This is a genomic window from Pseudomonas sp. WS 5532 (genome assembly GCF_012985445.1).
GTDB classification, from domain to species: domain Bacteria; phylum Pseudomonadota; class Gammaproteobacteria; order Pseudomonadales; family Pseudomonadaceae; genus Aquipseudomonas; species Aquipseudomonas edaphica.
Genome location: NZ_JAAQWK010000033.1, coordinates 12,394 through 34,450 on the forward strand (window position 1 = coordinate 12,394; position 22,057 = coordinate 34,450).

The following is a 22,057-nucleotide window of genomic DNA, read 5'->3' on the forward strand; positions in this document are numbered from 1 at the left end:
CGTCCATAAAAGAAACCGACGTCGATTGTGTCCGCAGAGCCGCGCCCGAGCTTGCAAGCCTGTGCTGACCTTATGGCAAAGAGCCGGCTATGCTGGGCGCCACACAAACTACCCCGGTTGAATCAACCACCCCAGGCTGCGGTCCCACTTCATACGCTCATCGCTACAGGAATCGTAAACATGACTCTGCCCCACGACATGACCCAGATTGAAATCACCACCTTCGGCGGCCCCGAGGTTCTCCAGCCCCGTCAGGTTGCAGTGCCCTCACCCGGCCCCGGCGAAATTCTGATCCGCGTGCATGCCGCCGGGGTCAACCGTCCTGATGCCCTGCAACGCGCCGGCAAGTACCCGATGAAGCCCGGCATGAGCCCGATACCGGGCCTGGAAGTGGCCGGCGAAGTGGTTGCGCTGGGCGATGGCGTCAGTGAATACAGCCTGGGTGACAAGGTCTGTGCCCTGACCAATGGTGGCGGCTATGCACAGTTCTGCGCCGTACCCGCCAGCCAGGCCCTGCCGGTGCCTGAAGGCATGGATTGGATTCAAGCCGCTGCCGTGCCAGAAACCTTTTTCACTGTCTGGGCCAACCTGTTCGGCCTGGGTGGCGCGCACACAGGCCAACGCGCCTTGATCCACGGCGGCACCAGCGGCATCGGCACCACCGCGCTGATGCTCTGCCAGGAGTTCGGCATCCAGGCGTTCGCCACCGCCGGCAGCGCCGACAAATGCGCGGCAATTGCCAAACTGGGCGCCGAGCCGATCAATTACCGCGAGCAGGACTTTGCCGAGGTCATCGCCAAGAAGACCGGCGACCAGGGCGTCGACGTGATCCTCGACATCATGGGAGCCTCCTACCTGAACAACAACCTCAAGGCCCTGGGCATGGACGGGCACTTGGTGATGCTGGGCTTCCTCGGCGGCGGCAAAGCCAATGACGTCGACCTGCTGACGATCCTCGGCAAACGCGCAGTCATCACCGGTTCCTTGTTGCGCGCTCGCACCAAGGACGAGAAAGCCGCAATCGCTGAGCAGCTGCGCGAATACATATGGCCGGTGCTGTCCGCCGGGCGCTGCCTGCCGATCATCGACAAGGTGTACGCATACACCGACGCCGCCCAGGCCCATGCGCGGATGGAAGGCGGGGATCATATTGGCAAGATCGTGTTGCAAGTGAAGTAATCGAGCCCCGGCGACGCGGCGGCACAGGCGACATACAAGTTGCCTGACCCACCGCTTTCGCAGCCTCGCTAAAGCTCGACAGCTCCCACAGGGAATCGGCTGTGTTGCTGGGGGTTCGGTTTGCAGGGCCATCGCATCGAACGCAGATTCACCCAGCGACAAAGCTCAAATGTGGGAGCTGTCGAGCCCCAGCGAGGCTGCGAAGACGGCGGCACTGGCGAAACATAAACCACCTGAACCACCGCCATCGCAGCGGCTTGGCGCACTTACCCGGCGTACACCGGGTAATCGGTATAGCCCAGCTCAGAGCCGCCATACATGCCCTCAGCCCGCAGCGGGTTCAATGGCCAGCCGTTGAAAAGCCGCTGTGGCAAGTCCGGGTTGGCGATGAACGGGCGACCGAATGCGATCAGGTCTGCCAGCCCCGCCTCCAGCAGCTTTGCACCGCGCTCAGCGGTGTAGCGCCCGGCGTAGATGATGCGCCCGCTGAAGGTGCTGCGCACCGCCTGGCGGAAGGTTTCCGGCAGGTCAGGCGCGTTGTCCCAGTCGGCTTCGGCGATGGACACATAGGCAATGCCGGACGCCTCCAGCACCTTGATCGCCTCGATATAGGTGTGATGCGGGTCTTCCTCCACCAGGCCGATGTACACGCGGTCCTGATCAGTGCCGCTGAACAACGGCGAAAAACGCACACCAAGGCGCTCAGGCCCAACCACGGCCGTCACTGCTTCAACGATTTCGCGCAAAAAGCGCAGGCGATTGTGCAACGAGCCGCCGTATTCGTCGTCGCGCTGGTTGGCGTGAGCCGAAATGAACTGGTTGACCAGGTAACCATTGGCAGCATGGATTTCCACGCCATCGAACCCGGCGTCCAAGGCATTGCGCGCAGCCTGTGCGTAATGCCCAACCAACTCCTCAATCTCCAGCACACTCAATGCACGCGGCACCGGCGGCTGTTTCAATTCGCCCACGCCGGGGCCGGTTTCGATAAAGGCTTTCGCCTGCTCCGCCCTCAATGCAGAGGGCGCGACCGGTGCCAACCCTTCTGGCTGCAGGGCGTTATGGGACACACGGCCAACATGCCAGAGCTGGGCGAAAATCACCCCGCCATCGGCATGCACCGCCTCGGTGACTTTGCGCCAGCCGTCGATCTGCGCGGGCGTGTAGATACCCGGCGTCCACGCATAGCCCTGGCCGCGAGGTTCGATCTGTGTGCCTTCACTGACCATGAACCCGGCGCTGGCGCGCTGGCGGTAATATTCGGCCATCAGGTCGGTGGCGATATTACCCGGTTGCGCACTGCGTTGACGGGTCAAGGGCGGCAGCACAACCCGGTTATTGAGGCTGTGATGCCCCAGCTTTACCGGGGTATTTAAAACACGCATGGTCATGAGTAAAAGTCCAAATTCAGGGCGAACAAAAGCATTGGCGGCTCTTGAGAGCCGCCAATGCCTACAACGGTTAGTTAATTTAAGCGGTGAGTTTCAGCAGGGCCTTGGCCACATCGCTGGAGCTGGCAGGGTTCTGCCCGGTCACCAGCAAACCATCTTCAAGCACAAAGGATTGCCAGTCGGCGCCCTTCTCATACAGGCCACCGAGCGCCTTGAAATCATCTTCAATCAAAAACGGCACCACATCGGTCAGGCCCACGGCGGCTTCTTCGGAATTGGAGAAGCCCGTCACACGACGGCCCTTCACCAACGGCTCGCCGTTGACCGCCTTGACGTGACGCAGCGCGCCCGGCGCATGGCAGACAAACCCGATCGGCTTACCGGCGCGCTCAAAGGCTTCGATCAGCGCGATCGACGCTTGCGATTCGGCCAGGTCCCACAATGGCCCATGACCACCTGGGTAAAACACCGTGTCGAAGTCGGCAGCATTCACCGAGTCCAGCTTGACCGTGTTGGCCACGGCCTGCTGCGCGGCCGAATCGGCGGCAAAGCGGCGGGTATCGTCGGTTTGCGCATCCGGCTGGTCACTGACCGGGTCCAGCGGTGGCTGACCACCGGCCGGCGATGCCAGCACCAGTTCGGCACCGGCGTCCTTGAAGGTGTAATACGGAGCGGCAAATTCTTCGAGCCAGAAGCCGGTTTTACGACCGGTATCGCCCAGCTGGTCGTGAGAGGTCAGTACCATTAATACTTTCATTTTCCAGTGCCTCGATCGATGGGTTGCAGTAGATGTTGTGTGAGTAGCAGCGCCTCATCAAACGGCGCGGATGTTCGGGTGATCTTGCTCATGACGCTGGTCCCCAACCACAACGCATACAGGCGCCGGGCCAGGCTTTCGGGGTGTAGCTGTGCCTGCAGCGAGCCGTCTTCAATGCCGTGCTGCAAGGCCTGGGCAAGCAATTCAATGGTGCGTGCAGTGCCGCGCTGCAGGGCCAGACGCATCGGCTCTGAAAGGTCTGACACCTCGGCACCGAGTTTGACGGCAAGGCATTTGCCCGTGTCGGTGCAGCCGGTCTGGTTGTCGACCCAGGATTGCCAATAGCGCATCAACTTGGCAAAGCCTGACAGCTCAGGCTGATTGAACAACTGCTGCATGCCGTTGACGTAGTGGTCGAAGTAACTGTCGAGCAACACCACGCCGAACGCATCCTTGGAGTTGAAGTAGTGATAGAACGAGCCTTTGGGTACTTCGGCGGCTTGCAGTATTTCGTTCAAGCCCACCGCAGAAAATCCTTTACGGCCGACAATCACTTGCGCCGTGTCCAGAATGACCTGCCGAGTACTTTTAGCTTGGTTGTTCATCACGCTTCCCGTCCGATTAGACCAGTCGTCTAGTTCGTTGAGGGGATGTTAGGCGCCACGCAAACCTTCAACAATGTCAGATGCGCAAGGATTCCGGACATGCCACAAAGCCGGTTGCCGTTTACCTGGCACGCGCCGACAATCACCCCTCCCGAGCCCTTGGCCCGCGTTTTTTGGAGAACAATGATGCACAGCGTTGCGCTGATGGTTTACCCGAACTTTCAATCCCTGAGCCTCAGCCTGGGCTCGGTATTTGAATGCGCGAACCTGCTGCGCGGCGAACCGGCCTATGAGTTTCACCTGGTGTCCGAAAGCGGCGGTGCCGTGATGACCTCCCAAGGCTTTTCGGTGAACACCACGCCGATCCGCGCGCAGGGTTATGACACGCTGATCGTCAGCGGCTATCTGGAATTTCGCTTGCCGGAAGCCAACCTGCTCGAGCTGGTCAAGGCCGCCTCCGCCCAATCACGGCGTGTGGCCTCATTGTGCATGGGCATCTTCGTGTTGGCCGAAGCCGGCTTGCTCGAGGGCAAGCGCACCACCACCCACTGGATCCACGCGCCCGCCTTTCGCAAGCGCTACCCGCACATCCAGCTTGAGGAAGACAAACTGTTCGTGGTCGACGGCCAGATCTGGACCGGCGCCGGCATGAGTGCCGGCGTCGACCTGGCACTGGCCATGGTCGAGGCTGACCTGGGCAGCGACCTGGCCCGGCGCATCGCCCGCAAACTGGTGATCGCCCAACGCCGCGGCAGTGAGCAGTCGCAATTGTCAGCCCTGCTGGAACTGGACCCCAAATCCGACCGCGTGCAGCTGGCCCTGGCCTATGCCCGCGAAAACCTGACCCACGACCTGTCGGTCGAAGCCCTGGCCGAGGTTGCCCGCCTGAGCCCGCGCCAGTTCAGTCGGGTGTTTCGCGAAGAAACCGGGCAAACGCCGGCCAAGGCCATCGAATCACTGCGCGTGGAAGCGGCCCGGGCGCTGATGGAAACCAGCCGTCACCCGGTCGAAGTGGTGGCCCGCGAAACCGGCTTTGGTGATCGCGAACGCATGCGCCAGGCGTTTCTGCGTGCCTTCGGGCAACCGCCCCAGGCCATGCAACAGGTGTTGTTCAATCCGGGTTAGGCGCATAACCGAACATCGACTTCACCTCCAGGTAATCCTCCAAGCCAAACACGCCCCACTCGCGACCATTGCCCGACTGCTTGTACCCGCCAAATGGCGCGCCATTGTCAGCCTTGCTACCGTTGAGGTGGACCATGCCCGTGCGCAGTTGCCGAGCCACGAAACGCGCGCGTTCCAGGGTGCCGGCGCTGACGTAACCGGAGAGACCGTAGGGGCTGTCGTTGGCAATTGCGATCGCCTGCGCTTCGCTGTCGTACGGGATGATCACCAACACCGGCCCGAACACTTCTTCACGGGCAATCGGCGACTGCGGGTCGACGTCGGCGAACACCGTGGGCCGCGTATAAAAACCCGTCGTCAGCGCTTCGGGCCGCCCCACGCCACCGCATACCGGCGCCTGGGCGACTGCCCCCAACACCCTCTGCACGCGTTCGAACTGCGCCTGATTGGCCAGCGGCCCGATGGCCGTGGCCGGGTTGCTGTCGTCAAAACACACTTGCGCCGCCACCTCTCGGGCAATCTGTACCGCACCGGCCTGCATGGCCCGTGGAACCAGCAGGCGCGTCGGTGCGTTGCATGACTGCCCGCTGTTGCGAAAGCAACTGCTGACGCCGTGGCGCACCGCTGCATCGAAGTCCGCATCCGCGAGGATCAGGTTGGCCGACTTGCCGCCCAGTTCCTGGCAGACCCGCTTGACCGTTTGCGCGGCCGCCTTGGCCACCGCAACCCCTGCGCCGGTCGAGCCGGTAAAGGAAACCATGTCGATATCAGCATGGCGGGCAATCCCCTCGCCGAGGGTCGGCCCATCACCATTGACCAGGTTGAACACGCCCTTGGGCACCCCGGCGCGATGCAGGATGTCGGCCAGCAACAGGGCCGACAGGGGCGCCTTTTCGCTGGGTTTGAGCACCAGGGTGCAGCCCGCTGCCAGGGCTGGGGCGAGCTTGCAGGTCAGCTGATTCAGTGGCCAGTTCCACGGCGTGATGAGCCCGCACACGCCAATCGGCTCACGGCTGATCAGAGTGCTGCCGTGGAGGCGCTCGAATGCGTAGTCTTTCAGCAGTTCATAGGCCCGTTGCAGATGGCCCAGGCCTGCCGGCACGTGTGCGCTGCGCGCCAGCGACAATGGCGCGCCCATCTCCTGGTGCACGCACTGCGCGAGGGCTTCGCTGTGTTGGCGATAGCCGTCGATGATCGCCGCCAACAGCTCCAGGCGTTGCTCGCGTGACCATTGGCTGTAGCAGTCAAAAGCGCGCCGAGCGGCAGCCACCGCCAGGTCCAGATCGGCGACAGTGCCCAGGCTGATGCGGGTGATGACGCACTCGGTGGCCGGGTTGAGCACCGCCAGGGTTTCGGCCCCCAATGGCTTGACCCATTGGCCGTCGATGTAAAAGTCCCGGTGATTCATCGCGTCGCCTCCAGCGCAGCGCCCAAGGTATGGAAAACCAGCGCGACCTGCTCCTCGCTGATGATCAACGGCGGCGACAGCAGGATATTGTCCCCGGACGCGCGCACCAGCACGCCCGCCTCGTAACAGCGCTGGGCGACTTCCCCGGCCCGCGCACCCGGCGCACCCTCGCGCGGCTTAAGTTCGACCGCACAGAGCAAACCTGTTGCACGCACATCCTGCACCCACGGTTGTTCACGCAGCGCCAGCGCGCGGGCTTGCCACAGCGGGGCAAGCTGCTGAACATGGGTGTTGATAGCCAGTTCCTCGTGCACCTGCAGGGTCGCCAAACCCGCTGCGCACGCCAGTGGATGCGCTGAATAGGTGTACCCATGCATCAACTCGATGGCCTGCTCCGGGCCTTGCATAAAAGCCTCGTACACCGCGCCGCTGACCAGCACGCCGCCCATGGGCACCGCACCGTTGGTGAGGCCTTTGGCCAGGGTCATCAGGTCTGGCGTAACACCGAAAGCCTGGGCGGCGAACCCATGACCGAGGCGGCCGAAACCGGTAATCACTTCATCAAAAATCAGCAGCACGCCATGACGATCACAGATCTCGCGCAATCTTTGCAGGTAGCCCAGGGGCGGTGCGTACACGCCGCCTGAACCGGTGACCGGCTCGACAATCACGGCCGCCACGGTTGCCGGGTCGTGGATCTCCAGCAACTGCAACAAGGCATCGGCATAGTGCGCGCCCTGCTGCGGCTGACCCGGGCTGAAACGTAAGCCCGCGTCATAGGGCAGCGGCAAATGCGCCACATCACCCAGCAACGGGCCGAAGTCGCGCTTCTGGCGGCCAATCCCCGACACCGACAAACCGCCAAACCCCATGCCATGATAGCCCTTGGCGCGGCCGATCAGCTTGGTGCGGCGGCAGTCGCCGCGCGCCTGATGGTAGGCGCGAGCGATCTTTAACGCAGTATCCACCGCTTCGGAACCGGAGTTGGTAAAAAACACTTTATCCAGGCCCGTAGGGGCGGTTGCCACAAGACGATCAGCCAGGGTCAGCGCCGCAGGGTGGCTCATCTTGAATGAGGACACAAAGTCCAGGCGCCCCGCCGCTTCCCGAATCGCCTCGACGATACGCGGCTGGCCGTGACCGGCGTTGACGCACCAGAGCCCGGCCATGGCGTCGAGCATCTCGCGCCCCTCGGTGGTGGTGTAATGCATGCCGGCAGCGCGATCAAACAACATCGGCTGACGGTTGAAGGCGCGCATCGCGGTAAAGGGCGCCCATAGGGAAGAGGTCATTGCGTGCACTCCTTAAGACTGTGTGCGTACGCCGAAAAGGGTTGGCCGTTGCAAGGCACCGGCGTTGGTGTTCACACCTCGGTCGCAATACAAGCGACCCTCCAGCAGGCGGCAGCGCACGTGGTCACCGAATGCGGTTTCAACAAAGCGCCAATCCATGTGCAACTCGCCCTCGGGCATCCACCGCGCCTGGGCAACCACCTGCGTTTGCTCGGGTTGATACTGGTGATGCAGATAGTTGCCGGTCATGCTGGTGGTGGTTTCGATCGGTTGCCGCAAGCCGGCACGTATGTGGTGGGTGCCGCGGTGGTCAACCAGGGTGAAATCGCAGTGCTCTCCCTGGAAATCAAAGGCCAACTCGCGCACACCGTCCTCATTGGGTTCGATGGCGAACCGACCTTGCATGGCGGCGCTGGCGGGCGAGGCATGCAGGCCTGGCAGCCCGGGCAGGCGCAGGCCCTCGATCAGCGCGTCCAAGTGCATTTGGCTGGTTTGAGCATCCGCAGCAGTGCGCCCCAGCGCCGGGAACAGATGCTGCCACAGCGCCTGGTGCAAGCGTTTCTCGCCCAGGCGCAGGCCGCAGGTGAAGACAATCACCGTGTCCTGCTCCGGCAGCACCATGCACTGCTGGCCGAACACCCCCGAGGCGTAATAGCCGCCGTGCTCGGTCATCCACCATTGGTAGCCATAGCCTTCGCGCTGGGCTTCGTTGCCCTTGTTTTTGTCCCGTGGCAGGTACTGCTTGCCGTCGAACTCGCCCATCCATACGTCCTGTACCTGGTTGCGCGTGGCCTGTGCCACCCACTGTGGCGACAACAGCTGGCGGCCCTGCCACTGGCCGTGGTTGAGGTGCAACACGCCGAATTTCAACGCGTCTTCGCTGGTGCAACTCAAGCCATTGCCGCCGGCGTTGAAGCCCCCCGGCGCCAGGTCCCACGCAAGCTTGTCGAGCCCCAGGTAATCAAGGACACGCGCCTGCAGCAGGGCATGCATCGTCTGCCCGGTCACCTGGGTGACAATCGCCGAAAGCATAAAGCTGGAAGCACTGCTGTAGATAAACGCCTGGCCCGGCGGCTCGTCCACCGGCTCGTTGAGAAAGGCCTCGACCCAACTGCTTTGCAGGTTGCGCCAGTCCCCGCCGGAAATCCCGCGTGCATGGCCGGTGCGCATGGTCAGTAAATCCTCCACGGTCATGGCCGCGAGGTTGGCGCTGATGGGCTGCGGGCACAACTCGGGGAAGAAACTGACGACCTTAGCGTCAAGCCGCAGGCGACCGTCGTCCACCAACAGGCCGATCGCGGTGGCGGTCCAACTTTTAGTTGCCGAATGCTGCACATGCATGCGGTGCGCCGAGTAGGGTTGCCAAAACGCCTCGACCACCACCGCACCTTGGCGATAGAGCATGAAACTGTGCAGTTCAAGACCCGCCAGGGACACGGCCTGGATGAAATCGGCAATGCCGGCGGGGTCGACACCGCGTTCATGGGGCAAGGCCCTGGGCAACGGAATGTAGGTCATGATGTCCTCTTTGATGTTTTTATATTTCAAATAATGCAGATAAGGTTTTACTCACGACGGCCTTCATGTATTTGAGCCGCCTATAATTCAGTTTTCCGGGTATTCTTGCCTCCCTTGTCACAGGATCGACTTCACGCCATGCCCCAACTCACCTCGCTGCAGACCAAAGTCGCCGGACAGATCCTGGCCGCCATCGCCAGCGGCGACCTGCAACCCGGGATGCACCTCAAAGAAGTGGAACTGGCCCAGCGCCTGGGCGTGTCGCGCTCGCCGATCCGCAGCGCGCTGTCGTACCTGGCCACACAGAAAGCCATCGAGCCGCTGGCGCAGCAGGGCTTTCGTGTGCCACTGGAAGCCGGCGATGGCTTGGCGCAACAGGTCAGTGCGTTGCATAACGAAGAAGATCAGCTGTACACCCGCTTGATCGATGACCGTTTGAACCAGGTGCTGCCCGACCAGATTTCCGAAAGTGATTTGCTGCGCCGCTACGGTGTCGGCAAAAGCGTGCTGCGCCGGTGTTTGCTGCGCTTGTCTGATGAGGGTGTGATGCAGCGCAAGCACGGGCATGGCTGGCAGTTTTTGCCAACGCTGAACAGCCCGAAGACGCGCTTTGAGAGCTACCGCTTCCGCATGTTGCTGGAGCCGGCGGGGCTGTTGGAGCCGACGTTCACTATCAACCCTGAGCAGTTTCGCCGCTGCCGGGAGCGGCAGATGGAGTTGTTGGAGGGCACGGTTGATGGGCAGCGTTTTATCGAGTGCAACGCGGAGTTTCATGAGCTGCTGGCGGCGGCTTCCGGTAATGGCTATATCTTGCAGGCGATCCAGCAGCAGAACCGGTTGCGACGGTTGACCGAGTTTCACACGGTGAACAATGTGGAGCGGGTCCGGGTGTCGTGCCAGGAGCATCTGGCGATTCTGGATGCGTTGGAGCAAGGCGATAATGAGTGGGCGTCGACGTTGTTGCATCGGCATCTGGATGTGGCGAGCAAGTTGCGGGTGGCGCGAAACAAGAGCTGAGGCGTGTGGATTGGGGGCATATCCGCTGCAGCGGTTACGCCCACCTGGGGCTATGTACCCCGACCCAAGTCTTCCAGCGCCTGACACATGGCTCTGGCGAGCAAGCCCGCCATCGCAGGCCAGCCAGCTACCACACAGAGACAGCGTCTTCAGGGCAAACACGTGCATCACCAAAGCGCCACGGTGTAACCGACGATCACCCGGTTTTCATTCATGTCACGCAGGTAATTGGCCTTGCTCAACCCATTGCGCCAGCGCAATGAAACGCCTTTCAGCGCCCCCGACTGGAATACATACCCCACATCAATATCCCGCTCCCACTCCCGCCCTTCCCCCGCAAACCCCTTCACCTGCGCCCGGTCACCCTTGGCCCAGCGCGTAGAGAATGTCAGTCCCGCAACCCCCAGCGCCGCAAAATCAAAGTCATACCGCGCATGCCAGACCCGTTCATTGGTTTGCGAGAAGTTACTCAGCTGATACTCGGAAAACAGATAGGTATTGGTGCCGTCCACATAGGTAAACGGCGTTGTGCCGTACTGCTCCTGATACCCGCCACCCATGCTATGCCCCTTGTAGCTGAACATCGCCCGCGTACTCAGCGCGCGGTTATCCACGTTGCCCGCCGAACCGGCACCTGAGATGTCCGCATCGAAATATCGGATATCCGTCTTGAGCAGGCCGCCGCCCAGCGCAACGCTGTTTTTCAGCCCAATAAAGTGCTGCTGATAAATATCTTCCAGCTGCGCAAAGTGATAACTCAGGGTCATGCCCGGCGTGAGCCTGTAATCGCCGCCGGCAAATCGAAAACGATCACTTCTGGCGGTGCTTTTGTAAGCCCCGCTCTGACTGGTCAGCCCCATATCCTCGTACTCGGTGGACTCACGCTGTTTGGTCTGGTCAATCTGCCCGCCAATCAGCGCCAGCCCGGCGATATCGGTGGAGGTCACCTGCGTGCCCCGGAACGTCTGCGGGAACAATCGGCTGGTATTGGGTTGCAATGTGGGCAAGTCCGGCAGCAGGTAGCCGCTGCGCAACTCGCTCTGGGCAACACGCACCTTGCCGGTCACGCCGTATTTGGAGTACTCGTCATGCGCACGCCTGGAGTAACTCGGTTTACCCGGCGCAGCATCGTTATCGCGCGACAATAAACCGGAGCCCGAGCGGTCCGGGCTGGAATCGAGTTTCAAGCCGAGCATGCCCACCACGTCAACACCCAACCCCACGGTGCCTTCGGTAAAGCCCGACTTGAGGTTGAGGATAAAACCCTGCGCCCACTCCTCGCGTTTGGATTGCCCGGCGTCTTCGCGGTAGTCACGATTGAAGTAGTAGTTTTTCAAGTCCAGATCTGCATTGCTGTCCTTGATAAAGTCCGCCTGGACCGGGGCGCACAGCAGGCCCCCGCTCATAAGACCGGCACGCTTGAAGATCAGGTTGAGCGTGTTGTTAGGCATGTTGTTGGCTCCTGGCAGTCATTTCGGTGAGTAGGTCTTATTGTTTTTCTGGGCACGACGTTCACCCTCGCGCAGGCATGAAGGCCCGCGCGCCGGATGAAATCAGGGGGTTAAATTGCCGGTCGTATTCGGTAGCCGCCGCCCGGCAGTTTCTCCAGTGGGCTGGCGGCCGCCAGTAACTGGCGGGTGTAGGGGTGCTGCGCGCAATCGAAGATCTGCTCGCGTGCCCCCACTTCCACGACCTCGCCCTGGTGCATCACCGCCACGCGATGGGCGATGCGCTCCACGGCCGCCAGGTCATGGGAAATGAACAGGCAGGCAAAACCGTACTGCGCCTGCAAGCGCTCGAACAGTTCGAGGATCTGTTTCTGAATGGTCATGTCCAGGGCCGAAATCGGCTCATCGGCGACCACCAATTGCGGGCGGCGCACCAGTGCGCGGCCAATAGCGACACGCTGGCGTTGGCCACCGGACAGTTGGTGGGGAAAGCGTTCGACATACTCCTCACCAAGGCCGACATCCTTAAGGGTTTGCGTGACGCGCTCACGCCGCTCGGCGGCATTCAAACCGGGCTCGTGGCGCAGGGGTTCAGCAAGGATCTGGCCGATTTTCATCCGTGGGTTCAGTGATGAATACGGGTCCTGGAAAATCATCTGGCACTGCAGCCGGTGAGTACGGTTGGCGGCCTTGAGGATATCCACGCCCTTGAAGCGGATCGACCCGGCACAAGGTTTGATCAACCCGACCAGCGATCGACCCAGGGTGGTTTTGCCCGAGCCACTGCCGCCCACCAGTGCCAGGGTTTCGCCAGGTGCAATCGCCAGGCTGGCCGAATGCACCACGCGCTGGTACTGGCGCTTGCCCCAGAACGAAGTCGGCCCAGGGTGCTCGATGCACACCTGGTCAATCTCCACCAACGGCGTACTGCTCGCCGGCAATGCTGGCAGCTCGCCACGCCGTGGCAAGGCTTCAAGCAGTTGGCGGGTGTACTCGGCCTTGGGCGCCAGCAGGATGTCTTGGGTACTGCCCTGCTCCACCGCCTGGCCGTGACGCATCACTACCACTTTGTGCGCATAGCGGGCCACGAGTGACAGGTCATGGCTGATAAACAGAATGGCCGTGCCCTGTTCGCGAGTCAGCTCCAGCATCAACTCGATCACGTCCAACTGCGCCAGGCAGTCGAGGGCAGTGGTGGGTTCGTCGGCGATCAACAGCGCCGGGCGCAACAGCATGACCGAGGCGAGCATGATGCGCTGGCGCATGCCGCCGGAGAACTGATGCGGGTAGGACTCCAGGCAACGTTCAGCCGCCTTGATCCCGATGCGACGCAGCATGGCCAGGCAGCGCTCGCGGATCTGCGGCGGGTCGAGGTCAGTGTGCAGCCTGAGCGCCTCACTCATCTGTTGGCCGATTTTTAACGCCGGGTTGAGCGACACCATCGGTTCCTGGAACACCATGCCGATGCTCGCACCACGAATCGCGCGCAATTCTTCAGTGCCGGCCTTGACCAGGTCGCGGCCCTGGAAATCCAGGCGCCCGCCACACACTTGCATCGGCAACGGCAGCAAGCCGATGGCAGCGCGAGCGGCCATGGTCTTGCCGCTGCCCGACTCGCCCACCAACGCCACAATCTCGCCCGGCGCGATACAGAAACTCAGGTCATCGACGGCCAGCGGGCCGTGTTCCCCGACGCGGATCTTCAGGTTTTGCACACTCAACAAAACACAATTGGCGGGCATGTTCATTTCCTCATCCGGGGGTCGAGACGGTCACGCAGTGCGTCGCCAAACAAGTTGATCGCCAACAGCGTCAGGCAGATAAACAGCCCCGGAAACACACCCAGCCAAGGTGCCGAGGCGATATACGGCCGACTGCTGGCAAGCATGTTGCCCCAGGTGGCAGCCGGTGGCGGTACGCCGAGGCCGAGGAAGCTCAGGGCGCTTTCCGAAAGCAGCGCCCAACCGAACATGCTGGTGGCCAGCACACACAGTGGCGCGAGGCAGTTGGGGGCGATGTGCCGCAGCATGGTGTACAGCTCGGAGTTGCCGATGACCCGCGAGGCTTCGATGTACTCCAGCTCACGCAGGGATAACACCGTGCCGCGCACGACCCGCACCACCGAGGGCGTGTAGGCAATGCCCAGGGCCAACACGATGCCGTATTTGCTGGCACCGATAATCGCCATGATGCCCAGCGCCATGAGGATGCCGGGAAACGCCAGCAGCGCATCGTTGAACATCATCAACACGCGGTCGGTCCAACCGCGCAAGTAACCGGCGAGCATGCCGATCACGGTGCCGGCCAGTACCGCCACCGTCACCGTGAGCAAACTCACCCACAGGCTGGTGCGGGCACCGATCAGCAAGCGGCTGAACACGTCGCGACCAAACTCATCGGTGCCCAACCAATGGGCCGCTGATGGTGCTTGGAAACGCGCGATCAAGTCGATCTTCAGCGGATCGAACGGCGACCACACCAACCCCATCAACGCCAGCGCGATCAACGCCACCAGCAGCCCGCCGCCGATCACGGCATTGGCCGGCGCCCACCCACGTCGGCGCTTGGCCGCTACGGGCACGGCAATAGTCGAACTCATAACTTCACCCTTGGGTCGAACAGCGGATAGAGCAGATCCACACACAGGTTGACCAGCACATAGATAAAGGTGATCAACAACAGGCAGCCTTGCAGCACCGGATAGTCGCGGGCAAAAATCGCATCGACCATCAAGCGGCCGATGCCAGGCAGGGTGAACACCGTTTCCAGCACAGCGATTCCACCCAGCAGGTTGCCGAGGATCAGCCCGACCAGCGTCCAGGTCGGCGCAAACGCATTGGGCAACGCGTGTTTCCACAGCACCGCACGTTCCGACAGGCCTTTGGCGCGGGCGTGGGCGATGTACTCCAGGCGCAGCACTTCGATGGTGCTGGCACGCGCCATGCGGGTAATCGCGCCCACTTCAACCAGGGTCAGCGTCACCACCGGCAGCACCATGTAGCTGATCGCTTGCCACGGCGCCTGGGCAAAACTCACGTAGCCCACCACCGGCAACCAGCCCAGTTGAATACCAAAGGCATGCAGCAGCAACAGGCCAAGCCAGAAACTGGGAATCGACAGCAACAAGGTGGCGACGGACACCAACCCAAGGTCGAGCGCGCTGTTTTGTTTCCAGGCCGCGATCAAGCCAATCGGCACGGCGATCAACGTGGCAAACAACACCGCCACCAGCACGATGGTGGCGCTGACGCTGAAGCGGTCCAGGATCAGCGGCAATACCGCCTGCTTGGTGCTGATGGATACACCCAGGTCGAAGCTCATTACGGCCTTGAACCAGATCAGGAACTGCATGACCAGCGATTGATCCAGGCCCAGGGTGTGGCGCATATCGGCCAGGCTTTGCGGGTCGGCCATATCACCGAGCATCAACAGCGCCGGGTCGCCCGGGATCAGGCGAATCAGTGCGAACACCATCACCGAGATCAGCAGCAGTGTCGGAATCGCCATCGCGAGTTTTTGCAAAATAAAACGCAACATGCTCAGGCCTCGTTAGTGGGCCGCGAGGCTGACGCCCCACAGCCTTGGCGATGACACCGGCCAGGAATGGAAGCCCTTGACGCTGTCGCGCAGCGCCGCGGCTACTGTGCCGTTGTAGATGATCACCATGGGCGTGTCGTGGATCATCATCGAGTGCAACTGGTCGAACAGCGCCTGGCGCTTGGCCGTGTCGCTCTCGCGCACCGCCTCACGCAGTACCGCCTGGGCCTGGGGGTTATCCCAGACCTTGCGCGGTTCCTTGCTCTTGTCACCCATCAGCGAATCGAAGCTGGTAGCGGGGTCCAGGCGCGAGGAGTAAGAGAACGCCATCATCTGGTAATTGCCACTCTGGTAGCGCTCCAGTTGGGTGCCCCACTCCAGGGTTTCCATCTGGATGTTCAAGCCACTGGCCACCGCCATTGCCTGGCTGAGCAGGCCCATGTCGAACATCTGCGAATAGCGTTTATTGACGATCATCTTGATCGGCTGGCCGTGGTAGCCGGCCTCTTTCAACAGGCGCTGGGCCAGCTGCGGGTCGTAGCGGTAGCCCTGCTTGGCGGTGGCACTGTAGAAGGGGCTGGTTTGTGCGATGGCCGAGTTGTTCGGCTCGGAGGTGCCGTTGGACAGCGCATTGACCATTTGCCCGTAATCCAGAGAATGGGCGATGGCCTGGCGGATGCGCACATCTTTGAGCAGCGGATCGTTGGTCTGGAACAACAAGCCACAGATGGCCATGATCGGGCTGAATGAAATCTGCACACCCGGTGTGGTTTTCAACTCCTGCGCATCGCTGGCGCTGACATTGGGCAGCAGGTCAATGTTGTTGGACATCAATGCCGCCTTGGCCGACGACGGGTCGGGGATCACCATAAAGCGCACTTCATCCACCAGGGCCTGCTTCTTGCCGGTAAAGCCGTCCGGTGCAGCGTCGTCACGAAGGCTGTAGTCGTGAAAGCGCGACAGCACCACGTATTGCCCGCGTTTCCATTCGGTGAGGCTGAACGGGCCGGTGCCGACAGGGGCTTTCCAACTGCCATCGGCGGCCAGCGAATCGGGGTGCAGGATGCCGCTGCCGGCGCAATCGGGGCGCGCCATCGAAGCCAGGAACAGGCCGCTGGGCTGGTCGAGATGGAACACGACGGTGAGCGGGTCCGGCGTGTCGATGGCGGTGATTTTCGCCCCGCCACGCCCGTCGAATTCGGCCAGGCAACGCCACTGGGTCTTGGGGTTGAGGTAGCGCTCCCAGGTCCACTTCACATCATCGGCAGTTAATGTCGCACCGTTCTGGAAGTGCACGCCTTCGCGTAATTTGAAGGTGTAGGTCAAGCCGTCGTCGGCGCGTTGCACCTCGCGGGCCAGCAACGGGCCAACCGAGGCGTCTTCGCGGTGGGCTACCAGGCCCTCAACGATGTGCAGCATCACGGTGTCGGTATTTTCGTCACGGTTGACGCCCGGCTCGGTGCTGCGGATGTCGGCGTTCAAGCCGACGCGCAAGGTGGTCTGGGCCTGCGCAAAGCCGGCGCCGAGTACGAGGGTGACGCACAGCGTGCCATTAAGTAAGCGATTCAAGGGAGATGTTCTCCTTCGCACAGAAGCGGCCTGGGGCAGGAGCCGGCTTCAAGCCTGTTTGAGGTCGTTGTTGTTATGGCCTGAACGGGATCAGTGCCGCGGATGTTTTTGTTTTTTTAAATTCGCCCGGACATACTCACAGCATGGAGTCGGCTTGTAAATGTTTTTTTAAGTACTTAAAAACATTAAAACCTTCTATTCTTCAACCGATGATGGTTTTTCAGCGCAATAAAAAAGAGGCCGAAGCCTCTGTGGGTGTAAACCAGCGTGCGCCCGCAGGCGCTCGCTTAATGCAGGACCGCTCGCGTAATCAGGTAACTCACCAACTGCGGGTCATCCTCCAGCTCCAGGGTCTGCACCGGGCGCGGCAAATCATCCAGCACCGCACGCCAGAACGCCTGGGACACTTCATCCTGGTCATAGAAACGCACCAGCCAATCGGCCTGGCCGCTGCTCAACACCTGGGTGGCGATGGCACGGCCAATGCCTTTGCGGCGGTAGCGCTTGAGAATGAACAGGTCGGCCAGTTCCAGGGCGTCGATGCCTGGCAGTTCGCTGCCTTCAATCAGCAGGAAGCCGGCGATATAACCGTCCACCAGCAGCAGGTTGGCGCTCCATTGCGGGTCTTGCCAGTAGCGGGTCAGGTGCTCATCGTGGATGTAGAAGCGACCATCCGCCTCGACATCTTCCTGTTCCCAGTCCGAGGACTCATAGGCGTAATACTGGTAAAGGTTGCGGATCAACTCGGACTCTTCGGGGCCAGTCTGGATCAGTTCAACGGTGGTTTCAGGCATGGGGCTCTCGGTGACAAAACGCAGGGCGCCATTGTTCACAAAACACGCGCGCAGGCCAATACATTGCATAACCTTTCTGTTTGCTGAACCGATTGCGGATTTGCCCCGTCCAACCGAAATTCCTGAAACATTTAGAATAAACTTCGTCAGCTTCGACCTTTTCCTCAAGGACCTCTATTTTGACCAACGTCTGTTCCGCCGGCCTGGATGTGGGCTTTGCCTCCCTGGATTACCTGCAGATTTTCATCCTGGGTGTGATCCAGGGCATTACCGAGCTGCTGCCGGTGTCGTCCACCGCCCACATGCGTGTGGTGCCCGCCCTGCTCGGCTGGCAAGACCCCGGCTCGGCGTTTTCGGCGGCGATGCAGTTGGCGGCGCTGGCGGCGGTGGTCAGTTATTTCTGGCGCGATGTGCGCCAGGTCACCACGGGCAGCATCGGTGCGGTACGCCGGGGCGACTACAACGACCCGTGGTTCAAGCTGGCGGTGGCGATTGTGCTGGCGACCATCCCCATCGGCATTGCCGGCCTGGCCTTGTCCTCGACCCTCAACAGCTGCAACTCGCCGTTGCGCGGCCTGATGGTGATCGGGATTTCCTGTGTGGTGATGGCGGTACTGCTGGCAGTGGCCGAAGTGCGTGCACGCCACACCCGGGACATGGGCCAGATGCGCCTGCGCGATGCACTGATTGTCGGGGTTGCGCAGATCGGCGCATTGATCCCCGGCGTATCGCGCTCGGGTTCGACGCTGACCGCTGCGCTGTTCCTCAACTTCAAGCGTGAAGAAGCCGCGCGCTTTTCATTCCTGCTGGGCCTGCCCGCCATCGCGCTGGCCGGTTTGAAAGAGCTGTGGGTGCTGCTGCACGCCGACATGCCCGCCCACGCCTGGCCGCATTTGCTCTTCGGCCTGGTGGTGGCAAGTATCTCGGCGTTCTTCGCGATCTGGGGCCTGATGAAGTTCCTGGAGCGGTTCTCCACCTGGCCGTTTGTGATTTATCGCGCGCTGCTGGGAGTCTTCTTGATTGTGGCGGTCAGCACCGGGTTGCTCAGTTAAGCCCCCGGTTGACGGTCGGCCAGCTCTTCAAGCAAATCGGCCGAAGGCACAAAAAACAGGCCGCCGGTCACGGCGGTACTGAAGTCCAGCAAGCGGTCGTAGTTGCCGACCGGGCGGCCGACGAACATGTTTTCCAGCATCAACTCCAAGGGCTGCGGCGAGCGCGCGTAGCCGATAAAGTAGGTGCCGAACTCGCCGGCGCCTGGGCGGCCAAAGGGCATGTTGTCGCGCAGGATTTTTACTTCTTCGCCGTTTTCGTCGGTGATCACGGTCAGGGCGCTGTGGGAGTTGCTCGGTTTGGTCTCTTCATCCAGCTCGATGTCGGCCAGTTTGGTACGCCCGATCACTTTCTCCTGCGCTTCCACCGTCAGCTCGTTCCAGGCGCTCATGTTGTGCAGGTACTTCTGCACCAGCACGTAGCTGCCGCCTTCAAATTCCGCGTCTTCATCGCCGACGATGGTAAAGCCGACGGCCTTGCGCCCCACCGGGTTCTCGGTGCCGTCGACAAAACCGATGATGCTGCGCATATCGAAGTAACGGAAACCCTGGACCTCATCCACCACCTTGACGCTGTCGCCCAGGGCCACCATCAACTGCGTGGCCAATTCGAAGCACAGGTCCATCTGCTCGGCGCGGATATGCAGCAGGATATCGCCGGGCGTCGACGGCGCCATGCGCCCTGGCACGCCGAACTCGCGAAACGGGTGCAAGGCCGCCGGGCGTGGCCCGCCGAACAGCCGGCTCCAGGCATCCGAGCCAAACCCGCAGACGCAGGTCAGGTTGCCCGCCGGCACGCGCTTGCCCACCGAACGCACCAGCCCGGCGATATCGCCGCACCAGGCGCGCACCTGGTCTTCACTGCCGGGAGCGACGGTTGCCACCATGAAGATCGCGCTGCTGGTGATGGGATGGCAGACGGACTGCGGCTCAAGAGGTGGCTGAACAGGGCAAGTCTTCATGATGAAAGTCCACAGGCTAAGGGCGGTTTTAACCCGCGCAGATTAGCAGATCATCGATGGCAGCTCTCCCACACCTGGCGAATCAGGGTCTTCAGCTTCAGCGCCTCGGCCCAGCGGTCGCTGATTTCACCGCCGTTTGCATCCGTGATTGCATAGGGCGGCGGGCCCAGCTCACAGGTGAACGACAGGCTATTGGGCGCATCGGGCCGGGCCAGCCAGTCTTCGATCCCGTAGCGCCACCAGCCGGTAAAGCGCTCGACCCAGGCCTGGTGTTGGGGGAAGTCCATTGAGACCTGCACCTGTTCACTGCTGGCCACCCGCCCGTGAAAGCCCCAGCTGTGGCGCAATATCGTGCGTATCTGCTCGTCGTCCTCGAACGCACCCGGTTCCGGTAACTCCCGGCCGACGACGTAATGGGACAGGTCGGCAAGCAGTTTCAGGTCGGGCATCTGTGCGAGCAGGTCGAGGGTGAACAGCAGGTCGTTGGTAAGGCGGTAGCGATGGGTTTCCAGCAGGATCGGAAAGTCCACCTGTTCGGCCAGGCGCTGCCAGCCTTCGACCAGGCGGGCCGCCTCGGCCAGCGTGCGCGGGCGCACATCGGCCTGCAGGGTGAGGTGGTGGCAGCCGTAGCGGCTGATCACATCCAGCACGGCGGCCAGGTCATCCACCGATTGCGGGAACAGTTGGCCTTCGATCTGCAAGCCCCTGGCGCTGGCGGCAGCGTGCAGGCGCGCGACCTCGGCGGGTTTCCAGTAATGATCGGTGATGCCGTCGAAGCCGGCGGCGGCGATGCGATCGAGCCGGGCTTCCAGCGGCCCCGGTTCGGTCTGCATGGCCCAGAGGGATTGGAACACCAGCAATTGGTGCATATCAGCCTCGCAGCACGTGTTTAAGGGAAACGTCCGGGTTGGCCAGGTCGGCCGTATTGAGTGCAATGCGCGCGCTGATCAAGCGTTCGCACAGCTTGATGTCCTTGGCCACGCCATTGCCGAGCGCCCAGCCGCAAGCGCCTTGCAAATGCCCGTCGGTATCCAGGTGGAACAACAGCAAACCACCGCCCGGCAGTGCGCGGCTGACCGTCAGCGGGGTCATCACGCCAACGGTCTGCAAGCCCCAGTCGTACTGGTCGGACCAAAAACCCGGCATGGCCTCGAACGGCAACTCACGCCCCAACATATTCAGCGCAGCATGGCGACCTTGGGCTTCGGCATTGCGCCAGGTTTCCTGGCGTTGATACAGGCCTCCCAGGCGAAACTCACACACATCGCCCGCCGCATAAATGTTCGGCGCACTGGTGCGCAGTTGCGCATCGACGCGAATGCCCTGCCCTACTTCCAGCCCCGCTGCTGCAGCCAGTTCGAGATTGGGTTGCATGCCAATGCCGACCACCACCCGATCACACGGCAAGCGCTGCCCATCGACCAGTTGCACCGCGTCGGCGTCGATGGATTCGAGTGCCACATTCAAGCGCACCTCAACGCCTTGCTGGCGGTGCAAATCCAGCAGCGCTTCGCTGATCACCGGCGGCAACACCCGGCCCGCCAAGCGTGGGCCTGCTTCAAGCACCGTGACCTGGCAGCCCAGGCCGCGCGCGGTCGCCGCCACTTCCAGGCCGATAAAACCACCGCCGACCACCACCAGCCGCGTGCCGGGGCGCAAGGCGTCGCGCAGGGCCAGCGCCTCATCATGGGTGCGCAGGTAAAGCACGCTCGCCTGCTCCACAGGCCAGCGTCGCGCCCGGCCGCCAGTGGCCAGCAGCAAACCGGCAAAGTCCAGCCATTGGCCGTCAGCCAGTTGCAGCCGGTGCTGGTGCGGCTCCAGGCGCGTAACCGGGTTGCCGGCGATATGTTCGATGCCCAGCGCGGCCATGCGCTGGCTGTCGCACAGGCTGCAACCCGCCAGGTCCGTACTGCCTTGCAGCAAGCCCTTGGATAACGGCGGGCGCTCGTAGGGCAAGTGCGGTTCATCGCCGATCAGGATCAGGCGCCCGGTGTAGCCTTCTTCGCGCAAGGTCAGCGCCGCACGGCCACCGGCATGGCCGGCGCCGACAATAATCAGGGGTGCGTTCATGCTCACGCCGTCACGGCGAGCAGAACCCGCCCCGCTTCGACCCGCACCGGGTAGGTTTTGAGGTTGACGCACACCGGCGCGCCGAGGGCCTTGCCGGAGCGGTAATCGAAGCGCCCGTTGTGTTTGGGGCACTCGATCACGTGGTCCATCACCAGGCCGTCGGCCAGGTGGATTTTCTCGTGGGTGCACAGGCCGGCAGTGGCAAAAAACTCATTCTCGGCCGAGCGGTACACCGCGTAGGTGTGCGGCCCATGGTCGAAGCGCAGCACGTCTTCTTCGTCAATTTCGCCCACGGCGCAGACGTCGATCCATTGATCGTTCATGGTGTTGTTCTCT

The 22,057-nt window shown here is 62.0% G+C and carries 20 protein-coding genes; 4 read left to right on the forward strand and 16 right to left on the reverse strand.

Annotated features, from left to right (window positions below; translation table 11 throughout):
- The first annotated feature begins 180 nt into the window (after positions 1 to 180).
- Positions 181 to 1,179 carry an NAD(P)H-quinone oxidoreductase gene (locus HBO23_RS31750; protein ID WP_099549182.1) on the forward strand — a complete coding sequence of 333 codons (999 nt, stop codon included), beginning with the start codon at positions 181 to 183 and terminating at the stop codon, positions 1,177 to 1,179.
- 266 nt (positions 1,180 to 1,445) lie between these two features.
- Here HBO23_RS31750 and HBO23_RS31755 read toward each other — a convergent pair whose 3' ends face one another.
- From HBO23_RS31755 to HBO23_RS31765, 3 genes are all read right to left on the reverse strand, one after another.
- Entirely contained in the window at positions 1,446 to 2,570 is a 1,125-nt protein-coding gene (locus tag HBO23_RS31755; RefSeq protein ID WP_170040795.1) for an alkene reductase, read from the reverse strand.
- 79 nt (positions 2,571 to 2,649) lie between these two features.
- Entirely contained in the window at positions 2,650 to 3,327 is a 678-nt protein-coding gene (locus HBO23_RS31760; RefSeq protein ID WP_170040796.1) for a type 1 glutamine amidotransferase domain-containing protein, read from the reverse strand.
- The gene (locus HBO23_RS31765; RefSeq protein ID WP_170040797.1) at positions 3,324 to 3,932 is read right to left on the reverse strand and encodes a TetR/AcrR family transcriptional regulator; all 609 of its coding nucleotides are present in this window, start codon (positions 3,930 to 3,932) and stop codon (positions 3,324 to 3,326) included. Before HBO23_RS31765 ends, HBO23_RS31760 begins: the two co-directional genes overlap by 4 nt.
- 186 nt (positions 3,933 to 4,118) lie before the next feature.
- On the opposite strand from HBO23_RS31765, the gene HBO23_RS31770 reads away from it, so the two are divergent.
- Positions 4,119 to 5,057, forward strand: a complete 939-nt coding sequence (locus tag HBO23_RS31770) for a GlxA family transcriptional regulator (RefSeq protein WP_170040798.1) — start codon at positions 4,119 to 4,121, stop codon at positions 5,055 to 5,057.
- Here HBO23_RS31770 and HBO23_RS31775 read toward each other — a convergent pair.
- From HBO23_RS31775 to HBO23_RS31785, 3 genes are read right to left on the reverse strand one after another with little or no spacing between them, the layout of a single operon-like run.
- On the reverse strand, positions 5,044 to 6,465 hold the full coding sequence (locus HBO23_RS31775; protein ID WP_170040799.1) for an aldehyde dehydrogenase family protein: 1,422 nt from the start codon (positions 6,463 to 6,465) through the stop codon (positions 5,044 to 5,046). The two genes, HBO23_RS31770 and HBO23_RS31775, sit on opposite strands and share 14 nt — an antisense overlap.
- Positions 6,462 to 7,757: an aminotransferase class III-fold pyridoxal phosphate-dependent enzyme gene (locus HBO23_RS31780; RefSeq protein WP_170040800.1), complete on the reverse strand. Its 1,296-nt coding sequence runs from the start codon at positions 7,755 to 7,757 to the stop codon at positions 6,462 to 6,464. Before HBO23_RS31780 ends, HBO23_RS31775 begins: the two co-directional genes overlap by 4 nt.
- Before the next feature lie 12 nt (positions 7,758 to 7,769).
- Positions 7,770 to 9,275 (reverse strand): serine hydrolase, encoded by a 1,506-nt coding sequence (locus HBO23_RS31785; protein WP_170040801.1) that lies wholly within the window; start codon positions 9,273 to 9,275, stop codon positions 7,770 to 7,772.
- Between the two features lie 138 nt (positions 9,276 to 9,413).
- Here HBO23_RS31785 and HBO23_RS31790 point away from each other — a divergent pair, with 138 nt between their 5' ends.
- Positions 9,414 to 10,292: a GntR family transcriptional regulator gene (locus HBO23_RS31790; RefSeq protein WP_099549174.1), complete on the forward strand. Its 879-nt coding sequence runs from the start codon at positions 9,414 to 9,416 to the stop codon at positions 10,290 to 10,292.
- 167 nt (positions 10,293 to 10,459) lie between these two features.
- On the opposite strand, the gene HBO23_RS31795 is transcribed toward HBO23_RS31790, so the two are convergent.
- From HBO23_RS31795 to HBO23_RS31820, 6 genes are all read right to left on the reverse strand, one after another.
- Complete coding sequence (locus tag HBO23_RS31795; protein WP_170040802.1) at positions 10,460 to 11,743, reverse strand: OprD family porin; 1,284 nt, start codon at positions 11,741 to 11,743, stop codon at positions 10,460 to 10,462.
- A gap of 110 nt (positions 11,744 to 11,853) precedes the next feature.
- Complete coding sequence (locus HBO23_RS31800) at positions 11,854 to 13,488, reverse strand: ABC transporter ATP-binding protein (protein ID WP_099549172.1); 1,635 nt, start codon at positions 13,486 to 13,488, stop codon at positions 11,854 to 11,856.
- Complete coding sequence (locus tag HBO23_RS31805; protein ID WP_099549171.1) at positions 13,485 to 14,339, reverse strand: ABC transporter permease; 855 nt, start codon at positions 14,337 to 14,339, stop codon at positions 13,485 to 13,487. The genes HBO23_RS31800 and HBO23_RS31805 overlap by 4 nt, the downstream gene beginning before the upstream one ends.
- Positions 14,336 to 15,277, reverse strand: a complete 942-nt coding sequence (locus HBO23_RS31810; protein ID WP_099549170.1) for an ABC transporter permease — start codon at positions 15,275 to 15,277, stop codon at positions 14,336 to 14,338. Before HBO23_RS31810 ends, HBO23_RS31805 begins: the two co-directional genes overlap by 4 nt.
- A gap of 12 nt (positions 15,278 to 15,289) precedes the next feature.
- Positions 15,290 to 16,822 (reverse strand): ABC transporter substrate-binding protein, encoded by a 1,533-nt coding sequence (locus tag HBO23_RS31815; protein WP_262378255.1) that lies wholly within the window; start codon positions 16,820 to 16,822, stop codon positions 15,290 to 15,292.
- Between the two features lie 311 nt (positions 16,823 to 17,133).
- On the reverse strand, positions 17,134 to 17,640 hold the full coding sequence (locus tag HBO23_RS31820; protein WP_170040804.1) for a GNAT family N-acetyltransferase: 507 nt from the start codon (positions 17,638 to 17,640) through the stop codon (positions 17,134 to 17,136).
- A gap of 179 nt (positions 17,641 to 17,819) precedes the next feature.
- Between HBO23_RS31820 and HBO23_RS31825 the strand changes: the two genes are divergently transcribed.
- Positions 17,820 to 18,692, forward strand: coding sequence for an undecaprenyl-diphosphate phosphatase (locus tag HBO23_RS31825; RefSeq protein ID WP_099549168.1), 873 nt, complete (start codon positions 17,820 to 17,822; stop codon positions 18,690 to 18,692).
- Here HBO23_RS31825 and HBO23_RS31830 read toward each other — a convergent pair.
- From HBO23_RS31830 to HBO23_RS31845, 4 genes are read right to left on the reverse strand one after another with little or no spacing between them, the layout of a single operon-like run.
- Positions 18,689 to 19,651 carry a Dyp-type peroxidase gene (locus HBO23_RS31830; RefSeq protein WP_169988361.1) on the reverse strand — a complete coding sequence of 321 codons (963 nt, stop codon included), beginning with the start codon at positions 19,649 to 19,651 and terminating at the stop codon, positions 18,689 to 18,691. The two genes, HBO23_RS31825 and HBO23_RS31830, sit on opposite strands and share 4 nt — an antisense overlap.
- A 50-nt stretch (positions 19,652 to 19,701) precedes the next feature.
- Entirely contained in the window at positions 19,702 to 20,520 is an 819-nt protein-coding gene (locus HBO23_RS31835) for a sugar phosphate isomerase/epimerase (RefSeq protein ID WP_170040805.1), read from the reverse strand.
- Between the two features lies 1 nt (position 20,521).
- Positions 20,522 to 21,721: an FAD-dependent oxidoreductase gene (locus HBO23_RS31840; RefSeq protein WP_138449428.1), complete on the reverse strand. Its 1,200-nt coding sequence runs from the start codon at positions 21,719 to 21,721 to the stop codon at positions 20,522 to 20,524.
- Positions 21,722 to 21,723: 2 nt separating this feature from the next.
- A complete protein-coding gene (locus HBO23_RS31845; protein WP_017134582.1) occupies positions 21,724 to 22,044 on the reverse strand; it encodes a MocE family 2Fe-2S type ferredoxin in 321 nt (106 codons plus the stop codon).
- Positions 22,045 to 22,057 lie beyond the last annotated feature (13 nt).